The sequence below is a fragment of the Rhodobacter xanthinilyticus genome (assembly GCF_001856665.1).
GTDB lineage: Bacteria > Pseudomonadota > Alphaproteobacteria > Rhodobacterales > Rhodobacteraceae > Rhodobacter > Rhodobacter xanthinilyticus.
Map to the genome: position 1 here is coordinate 1,505,211 of NZ_CP017781.1, position 17,769 is coordinate 1,522,979.

15 protein-coding genes and 4 pseudogenes are annotated in these 17,769 nt (G+C 67.7%); 8 read left to right on the top strand and 11 right to left on the bottom strand.

Translation table 11 applies throughout. The features are described from left to right. Positions 1-34: 34 nt before the first annotated feature. Together LPB142_RS07445 and LPB142_RS07450 are read right to left on the bottom strand one after the other, a co-directional pair. Positions 35-1,201, bottom strand: a complete 1,167-nt coding sequence (locus LPB142_RS07445) for an ABC transporter substrate-binding protein (RefSeq protein WP_083392753.1) — start codon at positions 1,199-1,201, stop codon at positions 35-37. 130 nt (positions 1,202-1,331) lie between these two features. After that, positions 1,332-2,234 (bottom strand): LysR family transcriptional regulator, encoded by a 903-nt coding sequence (locus tag LPB142_RS07450; protein WP_068765108.1) that lies wholly within the window; start codon positions 2,232-2,234, stop codon positions 1,332-1,334. Between the two features lie 154 nt (positions 2,235-2,388). Between LPB142_RS07450 and rocF the strand changes: the two genes are divergently transcribed. Further along, positions 2,389-3,315 carry an arginase gene (gene rocF / locus LPB142_RS07455; RefSeq protein WP_071165989.1) on the top strand — a complete coding sequence of 309 codons (927 nt, stop codon included), beginning with the start codon at positions 2,389-2,391 and terminating at the stop codon, positions 3,313-3,315. A 24-nt stretch (positions 3,316-3,339) separates the two neighbouring features. Here the strand turns inward: rocF and LPB142_RS07460 are convergent, their stop codons facing one another. The 3 genes from LPB142_RS07460 to LPB142_RS07470 all read right to left on the bottom strand — a co-directional run bounded on the left by LPB142_RS07460 (position 3,340) and on the right by LPB142_RS07470 (position 5,903). Continuing rightward, positions 3,340-4,293, bottom strand: a complete 954-nt coding sequence (locus LPB142_RS07460; protein WP_071165990.1) for a hypothetical protein — start codon at positions 4,291-4,293, stop codon at positions 3,340-3,342. A 90-nt stretch (positions 4,294-4,383) separates the two neighbouring features. Next, positions 4,384-5,223: a GNAT family N-acetyltransferase gene (locus LPB142_RS07465; protein ID WP_068765111.1), complete on the bottom strand. Its 840-nt coding sequence runs from the start codon at positions 5,221-5,223 to the stop codon at positions 4,384-4,386. Next, positions 5,220-5,903 (bottom strand): GntR family transcriptional regulator, encoded by a 684-nt coding sequence (locus LPB142_RS07470; protein WP_068765112.1) that lies wholly within the window; start codon positions 5,901-5,903, stop codon positions 5,220-5,222. The genes LPB142_RS07465 and LPB142_RS07470 overlap by 4 nt, the downstream gene beginning before the upstream one ends. 241 nt (positions 5,904-6,144) lie before the next feature. Here LPB142_RS07470 and LPB142_RS19940 point away from each other — a divergent pair. The 7 genes and pseudogenes from LPB142_RS19940 to LPB142_RS19880 all read left to right on the top strand — a co-directional run. Further along, positions 6,145-6,571 (top strand): annotated as a pseudogene (locus LPB142_RS19940) (ABC transporter ATP-binding protein); the annotation flags it as partial. Positions 6,572-6,847: 276 nt separating this feature from the next. Beyond that, the gene (locus LPB142_RS19945; protein ID WP_394328610.1) at positions 6,848-7,120 is read left to right on the top strand and encodes a TOBE domain-containing protein; all 273 of its coding nucleotides are present in this window, start codon (positions 6,848-6,850) and stop codon (positions 7,118-7,120) included. 121 nt (positions 7,121-7,241) lie between these two features. Then, on the top strand, positions 7,242-8,426 hold the full coding sequence (locus tag LPB142_RS07480) for an ABC transporter substrate-binding protein (RefSeq protein WP_330390775.1): 1,185 nt from the start codon (positions 7,242-7,244) through the stop codon (positions 8,424-8,426). A gap of 130 nt (positions 8,427-8,556) precedes the next feature. Further along, positions 8,557-9,413 (top strand): annotated as a pseudogene (locus LPB142_RS07485) (ABC transporter permease). Between the two features lies 1 nt (position 9,414). After that, positions 9,415-10,235, top strand: a pseudogene (locus LPB142_RS07490) (ABC transporter permease). Between the two features lie 35 nt (positions 10,236-10,270). Then, a pseudogene (locus LPB142_RS19875) lies at positions 10,271-10,612 on the top strand (aspartate/glutamate racemase family protein); the annotation flags it as partial. Positions 10,613-10,703: 91 nt separating this feature from the next. Further along, complete coding sequence (locus tag LPB142_RS19880) at positions 10,704-10,889, top strand: aspartate/glutamate racemase family protein (protein WP_330390776.1); 186 nt, start codon at positions 10,704-10,706, stop codon at positions 10,887-10,889. 150 nt (positions 10,890-11,039) lie between these two features. Here LPB142_RS19880 and LPB142_RS07500 read toward each other — a convergent pair whose 3' ends face one another. The 6 genes from LPB142_RS07500 to LPB142_RS07525 form a co-directional block, all read right to left on the bottom strand. Further along, the gene (locus tag LPB142_RS07500; protein ID WP_068765116.1) at positions 11,040-11,879 is read right to left on the bottom strand and encodes an ATP-binding cassette domain-containing protein; all 840 of its coding nucleotides are present in this window, start codon (positions 11,877-11,879) and stop codon (positions 11,040-11,042) included. After that, positions 11,876-12,721, bottom strand: coding sequence for an ABC transporter ATP-binding protein (locus LPB142_RS07505; protein ID WP_068765117.1), 846 nt, complete (start codon positions 12,719-12,721; stop codon positions 11,876-11,878). The genes LPB142_RS07500 and LPB142_RS07505 overlap by 4 nt, the downstream gene beginning before the upstream one ends. 9 nt (positions 12,722-12,730) lie before the next feature. Further along, positions 12,731-13,633: an ABC transporter permease subunit gene (locus tag LPB142_RS07510; RefSeq protein ID WP_071165992.1), complete on the bottom strand. Its 903-nt coding sequence runs from the start codon at positions 13,631-13,633 to the stop codon at positions 12,731-12,733. After that, positions 13,630-14,637, bottom strand: coding sequence for an ABC transporter permease subunit (locus tag LPB142_RS07515; protein ID WP_071165993.1), 1,008 nt, complete (start codon positions 14,635-14,637; stop codon positions 13,630-13,632). The genes LPB142_RS07510 and LPB142_RS07515 overlap by 4 nt, the downstream gene beginning before the upstream one ends. Positions 14,638-14,733: 96 nt before the next feature. Continuing rightward, a complete protein-coding gene (locus tag LPB142_RS07520) occupies positions 14,734-16,338 on the bottom strand; it encodes an ABC transporter substrate-binding protein (protein ID WP_071165994.1) in 1,605 nt (534 codons plus the stop codon). Between the two features lie 160 nt (positions 16,339-16,498). Continuing rightward, positions 16,499-17,704, bottom strand: a complete 1,206-nt coding sequence (locus tag LPB142_RS07525) for a M24 family metallopeptidase (protein WP_071165995.1) — start codon at positions 17,702-17,704, stop codon at positions 16,499-16,501. Positions 17,705-17,769 lie beyond the last annotated feature (65 nt).

Genomic DNA, 17,769 nt, shown 5'->3' on the forward strand with positions numbered 1-17,769 from the left:
CCCGAGGCGCAGGCCTCGGGCCGGGGGAGGGGCGTCAGCCGCCCATCACGGCGATATAATCGGACACCCAGCGGTGATAGGGCACGCAGCCGCCCGCCTCGCAAGACGAGGTCGGCGTGCGCCAGAACCAGATCTTGTCGAAATCACCCAAGCCATTGGCGGCGCAGCCCTCGGCGGTCTGCATCCCCGAGCCGTCGGTGCAGGCCTCGGGCACCGAGGGCACGGCGCCGAACCAGACCGAGAGATCCGATTGCAGGTTCGAGTTGAGCGCATGTTCCATGAAGAGATAGGCGCAGGTCGGATGCGCGGCCTCGGAATGGAGCATCAGGCTGTCGGCCCAGCCGCTCGCGCCCTCGACCGGCACGGTCGAGCCGACGGGCTGGCCCTCGGCCTTCAGGAGGTTGACCTGGAACGGCCAGCTCGAGGAGGCGACCATGCCCTCGTTCTTGAAATCGTCGATCTGCACCATCGCGTCGTGCCAGTAGCGCGAGACGAGCTTGCGCTGGCCCTTTAGGAGCTCGAGCGCCGCGGCATATTGATCCTCGTTGAGCTCATAGGGGTTCTCGATGCCGAGCTCGGGGCGCGTGGCCTTGAGGTAAAGCGCCGCGTCGGCGATGTAGATCGGGCCGTCATAGGCCTGCACGCGGCCCTCGTTGGGCTTGCCATCGGGCAGATCCTGCGGCTCGAACACCACCGACCAGCTCGTCGGCGCCTCCTTGAAGGTCTCGGTGTTATACATCAGCACATTCGGCCCCCACATGAAGGGCACGCCGTAATGCACGCCCTCCGAGGTGTGCCAGGGCGCGTCCTTCAGCCGGTCATCGACCCGGTTCCAATGCGGGATCAGTGCGGTGTTGATCGGCGCGACCTTCTTGCCCGCGATCAGCCGCAGCGAGGCGTCGCCCGAAGCGGTCACGAGGTCAAAGCCGCCCTGGTTCATCAGCGAGACCATCTCGTCGGAGGTGCCGGCGGTCTTGACCTCGACCTTGCAGCTCGTCGCCTCCTCGAATTTGCTCACCCAGTCATAGGCCGGGTCGGTCTCGCCGCGTTCGATATAGCCCGGCCAGGCCACGATCGAGAGCGCGCCCTCGGGCGTGCCGAGCGCGTCGAGCATCTCGGCCGCAGCCGGGCCCGCAAGCCCCGTGCCGATCGCCGCCGCAAGCGCAAAGGCCGAGGCGCCGGCCTTGAGAAATTGGGTCATCTGCATCTTCCCTGTTGATGGTTGTTGTCGATGGGGCGTGCCGCCCCTTGCGCCCGAGCCTGCGCCGCGCGGCGGGTTTTCGCAAATTCAATTATCCGAAGAGTGGTTTCGGAATTTCCGATACCGGAAATTATCGTGCCACGCGTTGGGTTTGCGCGGCCATGATGAACTCGCGCGCGGGCGCCGCGAGCGGCGCGCCCTTGCGCCAGACCACCCCCACCTGCACCACCGGCAAGCTGCCCGAGACATCGCGCGAGACGATCCGGTCGCCTTCGAGCGACCAGCGCCGATAGACGAGCTCGGGCAGGAGCGCGACCCCCGCGCCGGTGGCGACGAGCGAGCGCACCGCCTCCACCGAGCGGGTGCGAAACGCCACCCGTGGGCGCGCGCCAAAGGCGCCCAGGAGCTTGCGCGTCGCCTCCTCGATCTCGTCGAGGCGCAACATGATCATCGGCTCGCCCGCCAGATCCTCGATCGCGACCGAGGTGCGGGTGGCGAGCTCATGGCCGTTGGGCAGCCACAGCTGATAGGGCGAGACCTCGAGGATCTCGGCCTGCAACGCCATCCGGTCGCGCAGGTTCGAGGTCACCATCACCGCCACATCGAGCTCGCCCCCGACCAGCAGATGCTCGAGATAATCGCCCGAATCCTCGAGCGCGGTAACCTCGACATTGGGGTTGGCGCGGCGAAACCGCGCGAGGATGTCGGAGAGCACATAGCCCGCGACGAGCGAGGTCACGCCGACATTGAGCCGCCCCGACAAGGGCTCGCGGTCGAGCGCGACGGCTTTGCGCGCATCCGCCACATCGGCCAGAATCGCCGCCGCATGGCGCAGGAACTGGTGCCCCTTCTGGGTGATCTCGAGCCCGCGCGGGTGGCGCTCGAAGAGCTGCACGCCGAGATCGGCCTCGAGCTCGCGCACCGCCTCGGTGACCGAACTTTGCGAGATCGCGAGCGATTGCGCCGCGCCCGAGACCGTGCCGCTTTCGGCCGCGGCCACGAAATAGCGCAGCTGGCGCAGGGTGAAGGCCATCAGGAACGTGTCTCCGGGGCGGGGGCAGGGGGTGGGGCGGCGGGCAGGGCTTACGCGCCCGATTACACCGCGCCCGGCGGCCGATGACAAGGCGCATTGCGGCGCGGGGCGCGGCGCTTTAGCCTGACGGCGACAGGTCCGACAGGAGAGCAAGATGCCCAAGACCATTCTGATCGGCGCGCCGATCCAATCCGGCGCGGCGCAACCGGGCTGCCTGATGGGGCCGGCGAGTCTGCGCACGGCGGGGCTGCCGGCGGTTCTGGCCGAGCTCGGCTGGCAGGTCGAGGACCGCGGCGATCTGGCGATCGGGGCGCAGGCGGCGCGCGCGCATGCCAACCCCGCGATCCATGATCTGGCCGAGACCGCGGCCTGGATCGGGGCGCTGACCGAGGCCGCCTACGCCGCCGCGCGCGAGAGCGACCGGCCGGTGTTTTTGGGCGGCGATCATGCGCTCGCGGCCGGCACGATCGCGGGCGTGGCGCGCGCCGCGGCCGAGGCGGGGGCGCCGCTCTTCGTGCTCTGGCTCGATGCCCATACCGATCTGCACACGCTCGCAACCACCGAAAGCGGCAACCTGCATGGCACGCCGGTGGCCTATCTGATTGGCGAGGAAGGGTTTTCCGACTATCCGCCGCTCAGCCACCCGGTCGCGCCGGAAAACATCTGCATGATGGGCATTCGCTCGGTCGACCCGGCCGAGCGCGCCCGGCTGCGCGCCTGCCCGATCGAGGTCCATGACATGCGCGCGCTCGATGAAACCGGGGTGCTGGCGCCTTTGCGGGCGTTTTTGGCGCGCGTGCGGGCGGCGGGCGGGCGGCTCCATGTCAGCCTCGATGTCGATTTCCTCGACCCCGCGATCGCGCCTGCGGTCGGCACCACCGTGCCCGGCGGCGCCACCTTCCGCGAGGCGCATCTGATCATGGAGGAGCTCTGCGACGCGGGCCTCGTGACCTCGCTCGACCTCGTCGAGCTCAACCCTTTCCTCGATGAGCGCGGCCGCACCGCGAAACTCTTGACCGACCTCACCGCGAGCCTCTTCGGGCGGCGCGTGCTCGACCGGATGACCCGCAGCTTCGGCTGAACGGGTGGGGCCGGGGGAGGGCGCTCAGCCCTCCTCGGCCTCGCGCAGCTCCTCGGGCAGGAGCGCGGGCGGCGCCGCGCCCCCGATCGGGTCGAGGAGCAAAGCCTCGGCGCGCGCCGCGCGGCCCTCGGGCTCGCCCACCAGATCCCACAGCGCCCGCATATCCGCCTCGAACCGCGCCTCGGCGATCTCGCCGCCGTCGCGCAGCCGCTCGATCTCCTGCATGACGCCGACCGCATAATCCTTCAGCCCGAGCGCCAGCGCGCTGGCCTCGGCGGTCTGGTCATGGCGAATCGCATGGGCGAAGGCGAAGAGCACCACCTGCGAGGCGGCCTCGCCGGGCCGGTCGCCCGCGCCGAGGCGGGAGGTCAGCAGCTCCTCGCCCGCCCAGGTCAGCTCCATCCCGAGGCTGCCGAGCAGCTCGCGAATCGCCTCGATCTGGCCCGGATCGACGGCGAAAACGGCGGGCGCGGCCTCAGGCAGACCGCCGAGCGTATCGGTATAGGCGTCGAGCGGCATCGGCTTTTCCGCCGCCGCGCGGCGGGGTTTTTTCGGCTTTGCGGGGGCGGGGGCCACCGGCGCTGCAGGCTCTTCGACGATCTCGGGCGCCGCCTCCGGCTCGGGCACGGGTTCGGGCGCGGGTTCAGGGGTGGGCTCGGGCTCCGGCACGAACTCTTCCGCCGCCGCAAGGGCCGCCTCCGCCGCCGCCGGGCGCACGAGCGCGAGCCCGGAGGCCGTCAGCCCGACCAAAAGCGTCGCCCGCGCCCCGATCAGGCGCCGGAAAAACCCCGGCTGAAAGTCGATTTCCTCAATGAAACCAAGGCCCTTGAGCCGGTTCACCGGGCGCGCGACCTCGATCCCCTGGCCCCGCGCCGCGACCTGCAAGGCGCCGCGCTCCACCGGTTTGCGATCCGCGCCGAGCTCGGCGAGGACCTCGAGAAGGGCGATCTCACTGCGGTCGAGGGAAGGGTTTTGCATCGGGCACTCCTGTCAGAGGGCGCGAGATCGCAGATTGCCGCGGCCGGGTCAACGCACCCCGGCGCGCACGCGCGAAATTGTGCGCAAGCCTCAGCCGAGCTCCATCGTCGCGATCGCTTGCAACATCGGGCCGGGCGTGGGCGCGGGGCCGCGATACATCCGCGCGGTGGCGAAGGTCTCGACAAAGCCGAGCGCGAGGAGCCGCGCCGCGAGCGCCCGGTTCGCCTCGGGCAGATCGAGCGCCACCGGGCCCGCGCCGCCCAAGGCGGCCACCGCGCCCTGCGCCAGCGTGAGCGCGCGCCCCGCATCGGGGGCGAGGAGCGGGCCGATCTTGGCGCCCCGCGCGCAGGTGCGAATCGTCACGAGCCCCTCCGGCCCCGCCGCGCCCTCGGCCAGAAGGCTCACCCGCCCCGGCGCGGGCGCGAGCCAGGCGCGCAGGAAGGCGGGCCGGGCAAAGCCGTTCGCGGCGACATCAAGCGCGATCAGCGCGGGCAGATCGGAGGGCGCGACCGCGCGCAGGCCCCCGCCCGACGCGCCGGCGAGCCCCCCCTCGAAGCGCCGCGTGGCGCCTGCGCGCACGAACCCCGCGCGCGCGTAATTCGCCTCCTGCGCCGCCACGCCATCGAGCCCGACCGTGCGCACCCCGGCATGGGCGAGCCCGTGGCGCCACAGCGCCGAGCCGATGCCGCGGCCGCGATACTCCGGCCGGCACAGATAAAGCCCCAGAAAGGCGAGATCGGCGGAATGGTTGACCACCGAGATCGCCGCGACCGGCCCCGCGCCGGGCGCTTCGGCGAGGAAAAACCCGTCGCCGTCCGCCGCATGGAAGGCCGACGCATCGGCGCGCCCGGGGTTCCAGCCCTCGACGGCGGCCCAATCGAGCATCAGCGCCACCTCCTCGGCGCGGGCGGTGCGCAGCGTCACGCTCATCCCCCCAGCGCCTCCTTGAGCGAGCGCGGCGCCGAGGGCGTGTTGCGCAGATCGAGCGAGGAGAGCAGGTCGAGCAGGTGGCTCTTCATCAGCTCCTCCGCCCGCGCCCCGTCCCGCGCCGCCATCGCATCGAGCAGCGCGTGATGGGCGTGGCTCTCGCACAGCGCCGCGCGGCGTTGCCAGTAAAGCGCGATGATCAGCGAGGAGCGCGCGACAAGCTGGCTGATGAACTCCGCGATCGTCGCCTGTTGGGCGATCCGGGCGATCTCGATGTGGAAGAGCCCCGAGAGATAGAGCGCGCGGCCCATCTGCCCGGCATGGAGCGCGGCATGTTCCTCGTCGATATGGTGGCGCAGCGCGGCCAGATCCTCGGGCGTGACGCGCTCGGCGGCCGAGCGCGCAGTGCGCGGCTCCAAAAGCGCGCGCGCCTCGAAGACCTCGCGCGCCTCGCGCACGCTGGGCTGGGCGACAAAGGCGCCGCGGTTGCGCTTGAGCTCGACCAGCCGGTCATGGGCGAGGCGTTGGAGTGCGGCGCGCACCACCGTGCGCGAGACGCCGAAGATCTCGCCCACCTCATCCTCGGCGAGTTTCGCGCCCGGCGCGATGCGGTGTTCATGGATCGCGAGCGCAAGATCCGCGGCGATGCCATCGGCGGTGGTTTCGGAAACGGGTGCGTCCATCGGAGGATCCTTTCGCCGCCGAGAGTGTGCCGCGCGGGGGGGGCGGCGCAAGGGGCGGGGGTGATTCCCTCTCGGGATGCGAAATTGTATACAAAACCTGGCAAAGATTGTGCGCAGAATTTCGCAAAGCGCATAAACTTTCGGGCTCAGGGTTTTCACCCCGCCGCGGCGCAGAAAAACCTGGTTCGGGCGGCGCGGCCGAGCGCAGGCTTGGGGCAGATAAAGCGAAAGGACGTCCGCGATGCGCACCGCCCATGACCTCGAACTCGTCCACCTGACCAAGCGCTATGGCGCCACGGTGGCGGTGCGCGATGTCAGCCATATCTTCCCGCCGGCGAGCTATGTGTGCCTGCTCGGGCCCTCGGGCTGCGGCAAGAGCTCGACGCTGCGGATGATCGCGGGGCATGAAAGCGTCTCGGAGGGCGCGATCTTGCTCGATGGCGCGGATATCTCGCGCCTGCCGCCGGCGCGGCACGGCGATGATGTTCCAGAATTACGCGCTCTTTCCGCATATGAGCGTGCTCGACAATGTGGCCTTCAGCCTGAAGATGAAGGGGGTCGACCGCGCGACGCGCCATGCCAAGGCGATGGCGCTCCTCGAATTCGTGGCGATGGAGAGCCTCGCCAACCGCCTGCCCGCGCAGCTCTCGGGCGGCCAGCAACAGCGCGTGGCGCTCGCGCGCGCGCTGATCACCGAGCCGCGGGTGCTGCTGCTCGATCAGCCGCTCTCGGCGCTCGACCCGTTCTTGCGCATCCGCATGCGCGCCGAGCTGAAGAAGCTCCAGCGCGCGCTCGGCATCACCTTCCTCCAAGTCACCCACGGCCAGGACGAGGCCCTCGCGCTCGCCGATGAATGTGTGGTGATGAACAATGCGGTGATCGAACAGGCGGGCCCGCCGCGCGAGGTCTGGGGGCCGCCGCGCACCGAATTCGTGGCGCGCTTCATGGGCGGGCATAATTTGCTGCGTCTCGAGGGGGCGGCCTATGCGGTGCGCTCGGATGCGGTGCGGCTTGCGGGCCCCGGCGAGGGGCTCGCGGCGGTGGCGACCGCGGTCGAATATCAGGGCGACCGGGTGGCGCTGAGCGCGCGCACCGGCGCCGATGAGGAGATCGTCGCGCTGATCCCCGAAGAGGCGTTCTTCGCGCGCCCGATTTCGCCCGGCGAGGCGGTGAGCCTTGGCTGGGACGCGGGGCGGGCCCACCGCCTCGAAGCCTGAGTAAACAAAAACAACCACTTACCCAACAGAGAGGGACTGAAATGTCGAAGAGCGTTATTCCCGCCGGTCGATCCTGAAATCGGGGGCGGCGGGGCTTGCCGCTGCGGCGCTGCCCGCGCCGATGGTCTGGGCGCAGGGGATCAAGAATATCACCCTGCGCCAGTTCGGCACCGGCGTGTCGAACCTCAACGAGGTCGGCCAGAAGGTGAAGGAAGATCTCGGCTTCACCCTCGAGATGACCGCGCTCGACAGCGACAGCGTGACCCAGCGCGCCGCCACCCAGCCCGACAGTTTCGACATCGCCGATATCGAATACTGGATCTGCAAGAAGGTCTGGCCGACCGGCAACCTGCAGGCGATGGATGTCTCGAAGATCAAGAATTACGACAAGATCGTCGGCATCTTCCGCTCGGGCAAGCTGACGCCCGAGAGCGTGATCGCGCAGGGCACCGCGCCGCATACCGTGGGCTTTGTCGACGGCCCCGGCGCGACCAGCTTCGCCGCTGAGGAGACCGGCTGGATGACGTTGATCCCGACGATCTACAACGCCGATACGCTGGGCATCCGCCCCGATCTGATCGTCCGCCCGATCGAGACCTGGGCGGAGCTGCTGAACCCCGAGTTCAAGGGCAAGGCCTCGATCCTCGACATTTCCTCGATCGGGATCATGGATATGGCGATGGTCTGCGAGGCGATGGGCGAGATCAAATATGCCGACAAGGGCAATATGACCCGCGAAGAGATCGACAAGACGATCGGGATCTTCATGGAGGCGAAGAAAGCCGGCCAGTTCCGCGCCTTCTGGAAGTCGTTTGACGAGTCGGTGAACCTGATGGCCTCGGGCGAGGTGGTGATCCAGTCGATGTGGTCGCCCGCGATCACCGCGGTGAAGACGCGCGGGATCCCTTGCGTCTATCAGCCGCACAAAGAGGGCTATCGGAGCTGGGGTGGCGGGCTTGGCCTGTCGAAATCGCTCTCGGGGATCGAGCTCGATGCGGCTTACGAATATATCAACTGGTATCTCTCGGGCTGGGTCGGCGGCTTCCTGATGCGGCAGGGCTATTACTCGGCGGTGCCGGAGACCTCGAAGGAATACATGTCGGCCAATGAATGGGGCTACTGGTTCGAGGGCAAGCCCGGGGCCGAGGATATCACCAACCCGTTCGGCGATGTGATGGCGAAGGCGGGCGAGCTGCGCGACGGGGGCTCGTTCTATGAGCGGATGGGCCATGTCGCGTGCTGGAACTCGGTGATGGATGAGAACCAGTACATGGTGCGCAAGTGGAACGAGTTCATCGCGGCGTGAGCCGGTGAGGGGCGGTTTGCCCCGGCCGCCGGCGAGGGGGGCGTGAGTTGGAGCGGGGGGCTGTCTGCCCCCCGCACCCCCCGAGGATATTTTTGGCAAGATGAAAGGCGGGAGCTTCATGCGAGAGCGGATGCGTCTGACGCGCAAGGATCTGATCGGCTGGGCGCTGGCCTCGCCCTTGGCGCTGGTGCTGGCGGGGTTCTTGCTCGTGCCGATCGGCACGATCTTTGTCGTGAGCTTCTGGCGGGCGACCGAATTCTCGATCATCCCCGATTTCAGCCTCGAGAATTATCAGTTCCTGTTCGGCTCCTCGGTGACCCGGAGCGTGTTTCTGGCGACCTTCCGCTATGCCGCGATCACCTGGGCGCTGACGCTCGCGATCGGCTTCACGGTGGCCTATTATCTGGCCTTCCATATCCGCTCGAACACGACGCGGATGGTGCTGTTTCTGCTCTGCACGATCCCGTTCCTGACCTCGACATCATCCGGATGATCTCCTGGATCCCGTTTCTGGGGCGCAACGGGCTCGCCAATCAGGCGCTGTAGAGCATGGGGGTGGTCGATCAGCCGGTGGAATGGCTGCTCTATTCCGATTTCTCGGTGGTGCTCGCCTTCGTGCATCTCAACACGCTGTTCATGATCACGCCCATCTTCAACACGATGATGCGCATCGACCGCGCGCTTATCGAGGCGGCGCGCGATGGCGGCGCCTCGGGGGCGCAGATCCTGACAAATGTGATCATCCCGCTCTCGAAGCCCGGGATCATGATCGGCACGATTTTCGTGCTGACCCTGGTGATGGGCGATTTCATCACCGTGCGCTTCATGTCGGGCAGCCAGTCCGCGAATGTCGGGCGGCTGATCTCGAACGATATCGGCCTGTTGCAATACCCCTCCGCCTCGGCCACCTCGATGGTGCTTCTGGTCACCGTGCTGATGGTGATCGGTGCGCTGATGCGCTTTGACAACATTCGCAAGGAGCTTTGAGATGGACCCGCGGCCGCGCAGCTTCTGGGTGCTGAGCGCCTTCTTCGCGCTCTTCGTGATCTTCCTCTACGGGCCGACGGTGACGATCGGCATCCTGAGTTTTCAGGGCCCCCAGGGCGGGCTCACCTTCCCGATGAACGGCGTCTCGACCTATTGGTTCCACAACCTCTTCGAGCAGCAGGCGGTGGGCGATATCTGGGGGGCGTTCCGGCGCTCCTTCGCGCTCGGGCTGATGGTGATGGCGGCGACGGTGGTGATCGCGGTGATGGGGGGCTGGCGTTTCGCACCCGCTTCAACGCCTCGGGGGCGCCCTTCTACCTGACCATCGCCTCGCTGGTGATCCCCTCGATCCTGGTGTCGCTCGGCGTCGGGCTCGTCTTCGACCGGCTCGGGCTCAAGGTCCGTTGGGCGAGCTCGGGGTTCGGTGCGCAGCTCACCTGGACGCTGCCCTTCGGGCTTCTGGTGATGTTCGCCGTCTTCAACCGCTTCGATCGCAGCTATGAGGAGGCCGCGCGCGATCAGGGCGCCTCCGCCTGGCAGACCTTCGCCCATGTCGTCTTGCCGATCATTGCGCCTTCGGTCATCGGCGTGGCGCTCTTCGGCTTCTCGCTCAGCTATGACGAATTCGCCCGCACGCTGCTGACCGCGGGCAGCTACAACACCCTGCCGCTCGAGATCTTCGGGATGACGACCAATGTCACGAAACCGGTGATCTATGCGCTGGGCACGCTGACGACGGTGTTCTTCTTCGCGATGATCGCGGTCTTTCTCGGGGCCTTCTGGCTGGCCGAGCGGCGGCGCGCGAAACGGGCCGCGGCATGAAACTCGCGCTTTTGAACCCCAATTCGACCGTGGCGATGACCGAAAGCGCGGTGGCGGCGGCGCGCGCGGTTCTGCCCGAGGGTCAGATCGTGGGCTATACGAACACGGCTGGCCCCGCCGCGATCGAGGGGCCAGAGGATGGCGCGGCCGCGCCGCCGGGGCTGCGCGCGCTGGACGCGCGCGCCGAGGCCGAGGGGGCGGCGGCGCTCGTCATCGCCTGCTTTGACGATACCGGCCTTGCGGGCTTGCGCGCGGCGGCGCGGGTGCCGGTGCTTGGCATCGGCCAGGCGGCCTATCACATGGCGGCGCTGATCGCGGGGCGGTTCGGGGTGGTCACGACGCTGCCGGTCTCGCTTCCGGTGCTGGCCGAAAACCTCGCCGAGGCGGGGCTCGAGGGGGCCTGCGTGGCGCTGCGCGCCTCGGGGCTCGGGGTGCTCGAGGTCGAGGCGGGGGGGGGGGGGGGCGGCGGTGCTCGCGCGCCTCGAGGGCGAGGTGCGGGCGGCCGAAGCCGCGGGGGCGGGCGCGGTGGCACTTGGCTGCGCGGGCATGGCGCATCTGCGCGACGATCTGGCCGCGCGGGTCTCGGTGCCGCTGATCGACGGGGTGCGCGCGGCCGCACTTCTGGCCGCAGCGGCGGTGCGCGTCACGCGCTGAGCGATCCGCGCGCCGCCTGCGGGCGTTGCTTTTGCGTATTTTTGCCAAGAAGAAGGGGGGAGGGCGCGGCGCCTCTCCCCCCCTCTGGACGGCTTCGTTTCTTCTTGGCCCAAATACGCAAAATCCGACCGGGGCCAAGGGCGCGGCGGCTCAGGCGCCTGCGAGCAACGCCTTGCGGCGCGCCACCCGGGCCCGGATCGCCTCGACATCGGTGATCGGCGTCGCGGCGAAGAGCTGGCGGGTATAGGCGTGTTGCGGATCGGCAAAGACCGCCTCGCGCGAGCCCTGTTCGACCACCTCGCCCTTGTTCATCACCATCACCTCATCGGCGATATAGCGCACGACCGAGAGGTCATGGCTGATGAACACATAGGTCAGGCCGAATTCCTGTTGCAGATCGGCGAGCAGGTTGAGCACCTGCGCCTGCACGGAAAGATCGAGCGCCGAGACCGGCTCGTCGAGGACCAGAAGCGCGGGGTTGAGCATCAAGGCCCGCGCGATCGCGATCCGCTGGCGCTGGCCGCCCGAGAACATATGCGGGTAGCGGTTGAAATGCTCGGGCGCGAGGCCGACCTTGGCGAGCATCGCCTCGGCGCGGGCGCGCCGCTCGGGGGCGGGCAGGTCGGTGTTGAGCAGCAAGGGCTCCATCAGCACATCGCCCACCTTCTGGCGCGGGTTGAGGCTGCCATAGGGGTTTTGGAACACCATCTGCACCTTCGAGCGCAGCGAGGGTTTCGGCCGGTGCCGCCCGATATCGACCGTCTCGCCGGTGATCTTCAGCGTGCCGCCCGATTGCCGGTCGATCAGCGCGATGATCCGCGCGAGCGTCGATTTGCCCGAGCCCGACTCGCCCACGATGGCGAGCGTGCGGCCCTTTTCGAGGCGGAAACTCGCCCCCTTCACCGCGCGCAGCACCCGCGCCTTGCCAAAGAGCCCGCCGGGGATGTGGTAATCCTGGGTCAGGCCCTCGCCTTCGAGAACATAGCTCATCGCACCCCCTCCGCGCCGAAGAAATCAGACACCGTCGGCAGCCGGTCGCCGGTGGCGTTCTCCGGCAGCGCCGAAAGCAGCGCCCGCGTATAGGGATGTTGCGGCGCCTCGAAGAGGCTCAGCACATCGGCTTCTTCCATCTTGTGGCCCTTGTATTGCACCACGACCCGGTCGGCGGTCTCGGCCACCACGCCCATGTCATGGGTGATCAGGATCAGCGCCATCCCGTGGCTTTCCTGCAGCGCGGTCAGCAGATCGAGGATCTGCTTCTGGATCGTCACATCGAGCGCGGTTGTCGGCTCGTCGGCGATCAAGAGCCGCGGGTTGGTGGCGATCGCGATCGCGATCATCACCCGCTGGCACTGGCCGCCCGACATCTGATGCGGATAGGCATGGATCTTCGCCGCCGGGTCGGGGATGCCCACCGCCTCGAAAAGCTCGATCGCGCGGGCGCGCGCGGCGGCGCGGCCGAGCCCCATGTGCAGCCGCAGCACCTCCTCGATCTGGAAGCCCACCGTGAAGGAGGGGTTGAGCGAGGCGATCGGTTCCTGAAAGATCATCGTGATCTCGCGGCCGATCAACTGGCGCCGCTCGGCGGGCGTCAGGCGCAGCAGGTCATGGCCGTCGAAGACCATCTCATCGGCGGTCACCGTGGCGGTCTCGGGCAAGAGCCCCATCACCGCCAGCATCGAGACCGATTTGCCCGAGCCCGACTCGCCCACGATAGCCAGCACCTCGCGCGGGCTGACCCGCACGTCGATGCCGTCCACGGCGGTGAAACTGCCCGTCGCGGTCGCGAATGTCACGGTGAGATTGCGGATCGTCAAAATGGCGTCTTGCATGGCCCCACCTCAGCTTTTCTTGAGCTTCGGGTCGAGCGCATCGCGCAGACCGTCGCCCATCAGGTTGATCGCGAGCACCGAGATCAGGATCGCGAGCCCGGGGAAGGTCACCACCCACCAGGCGCGCAGGATGAATTCGCGCGCCTCGGCGAGCATCGTGCCCCATTCTGAGGCGGGCGGCTGCGCGCCCATGCCCAGAAAGCCAAGCGCCGCGGAATCGAGCACCGCCGAGGAGAACGACAGCGTCGCCTGCACGATCAGCGGCGCGAGGCAGTTGGGCAGGATCGTCTTGAACATCAGCCGCAGATTGCCCGCCCCCGCGACCCGCGCCGCGGTGACATATTCGCGCTCTTTCTCGCCCATCACGGCGGCCCGCGCCAGACGCGCGAAATGCGGCTGATAGACGATCGCGATCGCGATCATGGCGTTCGTCAGCCCCGGCCCGAGGATCGCGACCAGCACGAGCGCGAGCAGGAGCGAGGGGAAGGCGAGGATCACATCCATCACCCGCATGATCAGATTGTCGATCCAGCCGCCGAAATAGCCCGCGATCATGCCGACGAAAATCCCGCCCGAAAGCGCGATCGAGACCACCACGACGCCGATGAAGAGCGAATATTGCGCGCCATAGATCAGCCGCGAGAGCATGTCGCGCCCGACCGCATCGGTGCCGAGCCAGAAGCCCGCGCGCCCGTTCTCGGCCCAGACCGGCGGCACCAGAAGCGCGTCGCGGAACTGCTCCGTCGGGTCATGGGGCGCAAGAACGGGCGCCAGCACCGCCGCGATCACCAGCAAGATGAACACGACAAGCCCCGCGACCGCGCCCTTGTTCTGTTTGAAATGATACCAGAAATCCTTGAGTATCCGCGCCCGGATCTCGGCATCGGAGAGTTTGACGGTGGTGTCGGTCATTTGTGGCGGATCCTCGGGTTGATCAGGCCATAGGTCAGGTCGACGAGCAGGTTGACGAGCATCACCAGCCCCGCAATCAACAAAAGACCCGATTGCACGACGGGGTAATCCCGCCGCGAGATGCTGTCGATCATCCATTTGCCGATCCCCGGCCAGGAGAAGATCGTCTCGGTCAGGATCGCGCCGGCCATCAACACGCCGACCTGCAGCCCGATCGTGGTGATCACCGGGATCATCGCGTTCCTGAGCGCATGGACCATCACCACGCGCGCGCGCGGCAGGCCCTTGGCGCGGGCGGTGCGGACATAATCCTCGCCCATCACCTCAAGCATCGCCGAGCGCGTCTGCCGCGCGATCACCGCGAGCGGGATCGTCGCGAGCACGATCGAGGGCAGGATCAGATGGCTCAGCGCCGAGCCGAACGCGCCCTTTTGCCCCGAGAGCAGGCTGTCGATCAGCATGAAGCCGGTCTGCGCGGGGAAGAAATAGAGCAGCGAGATCCGCCCCGAGACCGGCGTCCATTGCAAGATCCCCGAGAACAGGATGATCAGCAACAGCCCCCACCAGAAGATCGGCATCGAGAAGCCGACGAGCGCGGCCGTCATCGAGACCTGATCGAACCAGGAGCCGCGCTTGACCGCGGCGAGCACGCCCACCGGCACGCCGATCACCGTCGCGATCACGATCGCCACGAAGGCAAGCTCCAGCGTCGCGGGGAAGAGCGCGAAGAATTCGGCCAGAACCGGCTTCTTGGTGACGAGCGAATTGCCCAGATCGCCATGCAGCAGCCGGGTGAGAAATTCGAGATATTGCGCCCACATCGGGCGGTCGAAGCCAAGCTGCGCGGCAAGTTCGGCGTGGCGCTCAGCCGTGAGGCCCCGCTCGCCCGCCATCAGCAGCACCGGGTCGCCGGGCAGAACCCGCACGAAGCCGAAGGCGATCAGCGTGATGCCGAGGAAGGTCGGCACGAGGTAGAGGAGCTTGGTCAGCAGGAAGCGGATCATGGGTAGTCCTTGGGCCAGGGGCCGGTCAGGGGGGCCCGGAGGAGTCGAACGCGCGGGAGGGTGGCCTCCCGCGCGTCCGATTTCAAGCGCGCCCGATCACTCGGCGATATCGACGGTCTCGAAGGTGAAATCGCCCAGCGGGCTCATCACGAAGCCGGTGACATCCTTGCGCATCGGCACGAATTGCGTCGAATGCGCGATGGTGTCCCAGGGCGCCTGATCCTTGAAGATCACCTGCGCCTCTTCATAGAGCTTGGTGCGCTCGGCCAGATCGGTGGTGGTCTTCGCCGCCGTGATCTTGTCGGAGAACTCCTGGTTGCACCATTGCGCGCGGTTCGAGCCGCCCTCGCCGGTGGCCGCGCAGCTCAAGAGCACGCCCATGAAGTTGTCCGGGTCGCCGTTGTCGCCCGTCCAGCCCAGGATCACCGCGCCATCGCGGCTCACCTCGGTCGATTTCTTCAGATATTCGCCCCATTCATAGGAGACGATCTCGACCTTGACGCCGACCTTGGCCAGATCGGCCTGCATCAGCTCGGCCGTGCGGCGCGCGTTGGGCATGTAGGGCCGCTGCACCGGCATCGCCCAGATCTTCATCTCGAGATCCTTGACGCCGGCCTCGTCGAGCATTTTCTTCGCCGCTTCCGGGTCATAGGCGTCGTCGGTGACCGCATCGTTATAGGACCACATGGTCGGCGGGATCGGGTTCTTGGCAACCTGGCCTGCGCCCTGGAAGACCGCGTCGATGATCGCGCTCTTGTTGATCGCCATGTTCAGCGCCTTGCGCACCTCGGGCTTGTCGAAGGGCGCGACGGTGGTGTTATAGGCGAGATAGGCGACGTTCAGCCCGGGCTGTTCATCGACCTTGAGATCCGGATCGGCCTTGATCGCGGCCAGATCGGCCGGCGCCGGGAACGGCATCAGATGGCATTCGCCCGCTTTGAGCTTTTGCAGACGCACCGAGGCATCGGGCGTGATCGCGAAGACGAGGTCGTCGATCTTCGGCGCCTCACCCCAGTAATCGGGGTTCTTCTGATAGCGGATCACCGCGTCTTTCTGATAGGCCACGAATTTGAACGGGCCGGTGCCGATCGGCAGGTTGTTGAAATCTTCCTTGGTGCCCGCCGCGGCCAGCGCATCGGCATATTCGGCCGAGACGATCGAGGCGAAGGGCATCGCGATATTGGCCAGGAACGGCGCTTCGGGGCGGTTGAGCACGAACTTGACCGTGGCATCGTCGACCTTGACGATTTCCTTGATCAGCGCGGGCATTTCCATCGCGTTGTAATATTCGTAGGTGATGCCGGGGATATACTGGTTCCACGGATCATCGGCCTTGGCCTGACGGTTGAAGGAGAACACCACGTCATCGGCGTTGAATTCGCGCGTGGGGGTGAATTTCTCGTTCGATTGCCACTTCACGCCCTTGCGCAGGTGGAAGGTATATTCCAGCCCGTCTTCCGACACCTCCCAGCTTTCCGCGAGGCCCGGTTCGACCTCGGTGGTGCCCTTCTTGAACTCGACCAGACGGTTGAAGACCGGGTGCGCCGAGGCGTCGAAGGTGGTGCCGGCGGTATAGGGCGCCGGGTCGAAGCCCTCGGGGGAGGCCTCCGAGCAATAGACGAAGGTTTTCGCCGAAGCGGGCAGCGCGGCGGCAAGCGCCAGCGCGGAGGCCGCGATCAGGCTGCGGGTAAACGGTTTCATGGAAGTCCTTTCTCGCTGTTGGGCGGTTGGGGCCGGCTTGTCGGCCGGTCTCGTTCCGGGGGGCGGGCAGGGTGGCCCGGCCCCGGTCTCGATTGGCGCGATTTTTTGACCGCGCGTTCGAAATCGCAAGGGGTAATTTTCAGCAACCCCCGACGCGACGTCATCGCGCCGCCTGCGGGGCGGGCGCAAAGGGGGCGGCGGGGTCGGTCGCGGGCGGGCAGAACCAGCGCGCGCCGGCCTCGGTCATATAGGCGATATCCTCCAGCCGCACGCCGCATTCGCCATAAACACAAAGCATTGGCTCGATCGAGAACACCATCCCGGGCGCCAAGGGCGTCATGTTGCCGCGGACCATGAACGGCGCCTCGTGGATATCGAGACCGAGCCCGTGGCCGGTGCGATGGGGCAGGCCGGGCACCGCATAGCCCGGGCCGAATCCCTCCGATTCGAGGCTGGCGCGGGCGGCCAGATCGACCGACTCACAGGGCGCGCCGAGTCGCGCGGCGGCGAAAGCGGCGCCCTGCGCGCGCGCCTCCGCCCCCCAGAGCGCCACCTGCCGCGGGCTCGGCGTGCCGAAGGGGTAGGTGCGGGTGATGTCGGAGCGATAGCCCTCGAGGATGCCGCCCAGATCGACGAGCACCATATCGCCCTCGGTCAGGGTCTGCGGATAGGGCACGCCATGCGGATAGGCGGTCGCCTCGCCAAACTGCACCGCCACGAAGAGCGGCGCGAGCCCCTGCGCGCGATGCGCGGCATCGACGAATTGCGCGACCTCGGTGGTGCTGACGCCTGCGCGCAGCCCCGCATGAACCGCCTTTTGCACCGCAAAGGAGGCATCCATCGCGGTCTGGATGATCGCGATCTCGGCGGGCGATTTGATCTGGCGCTGCGCCGCGATCAGCGCCTCGGCCGAGCACACGCGCCCCTCCATCGCCGCGGTGAGGCGGCTGGCGAAGGCAAAGGGCGTCGCCGGATCGAGCGCGAGCGCGCCCCCCGCCGCGCCCCCCCGCGCGCCCGCGACCAGCGCCCCGATCATCGCGCAGGGGTCTTCATGTTCCTCCCAGGCCAGCACCGCGCCGGGGATGCGCAGCATGGTTTCGAGCTTGGGCACCTCGAAGGCCGGCGAGACATAGGTGATCGGCCCCGTGGCCGGCACGATCGCGCCATGCACCCGCTCCGAGAGCCCGATCGAGAGCCCGGTGTAATAGCGCAGCGAGGAGGAGGCGTCGAGCCAGGCCGCAGCCAGCCCATGCGCGGCGAGCGCGCTTTGCAAGCCCTTGATGCGGCTGAGAAGTTCGGCGTCGGTGATCGGCGTGGCGGAGGTTTTCGCAAACCCGTTGAGGAGGGTGTCGAAATTGGCGGTCATGGCGAGGTCTTTCCTGAAACGGCCCGGGAAGGGCGGCGGCGGGGGGCGGGGCCGGGGGCGGGGGC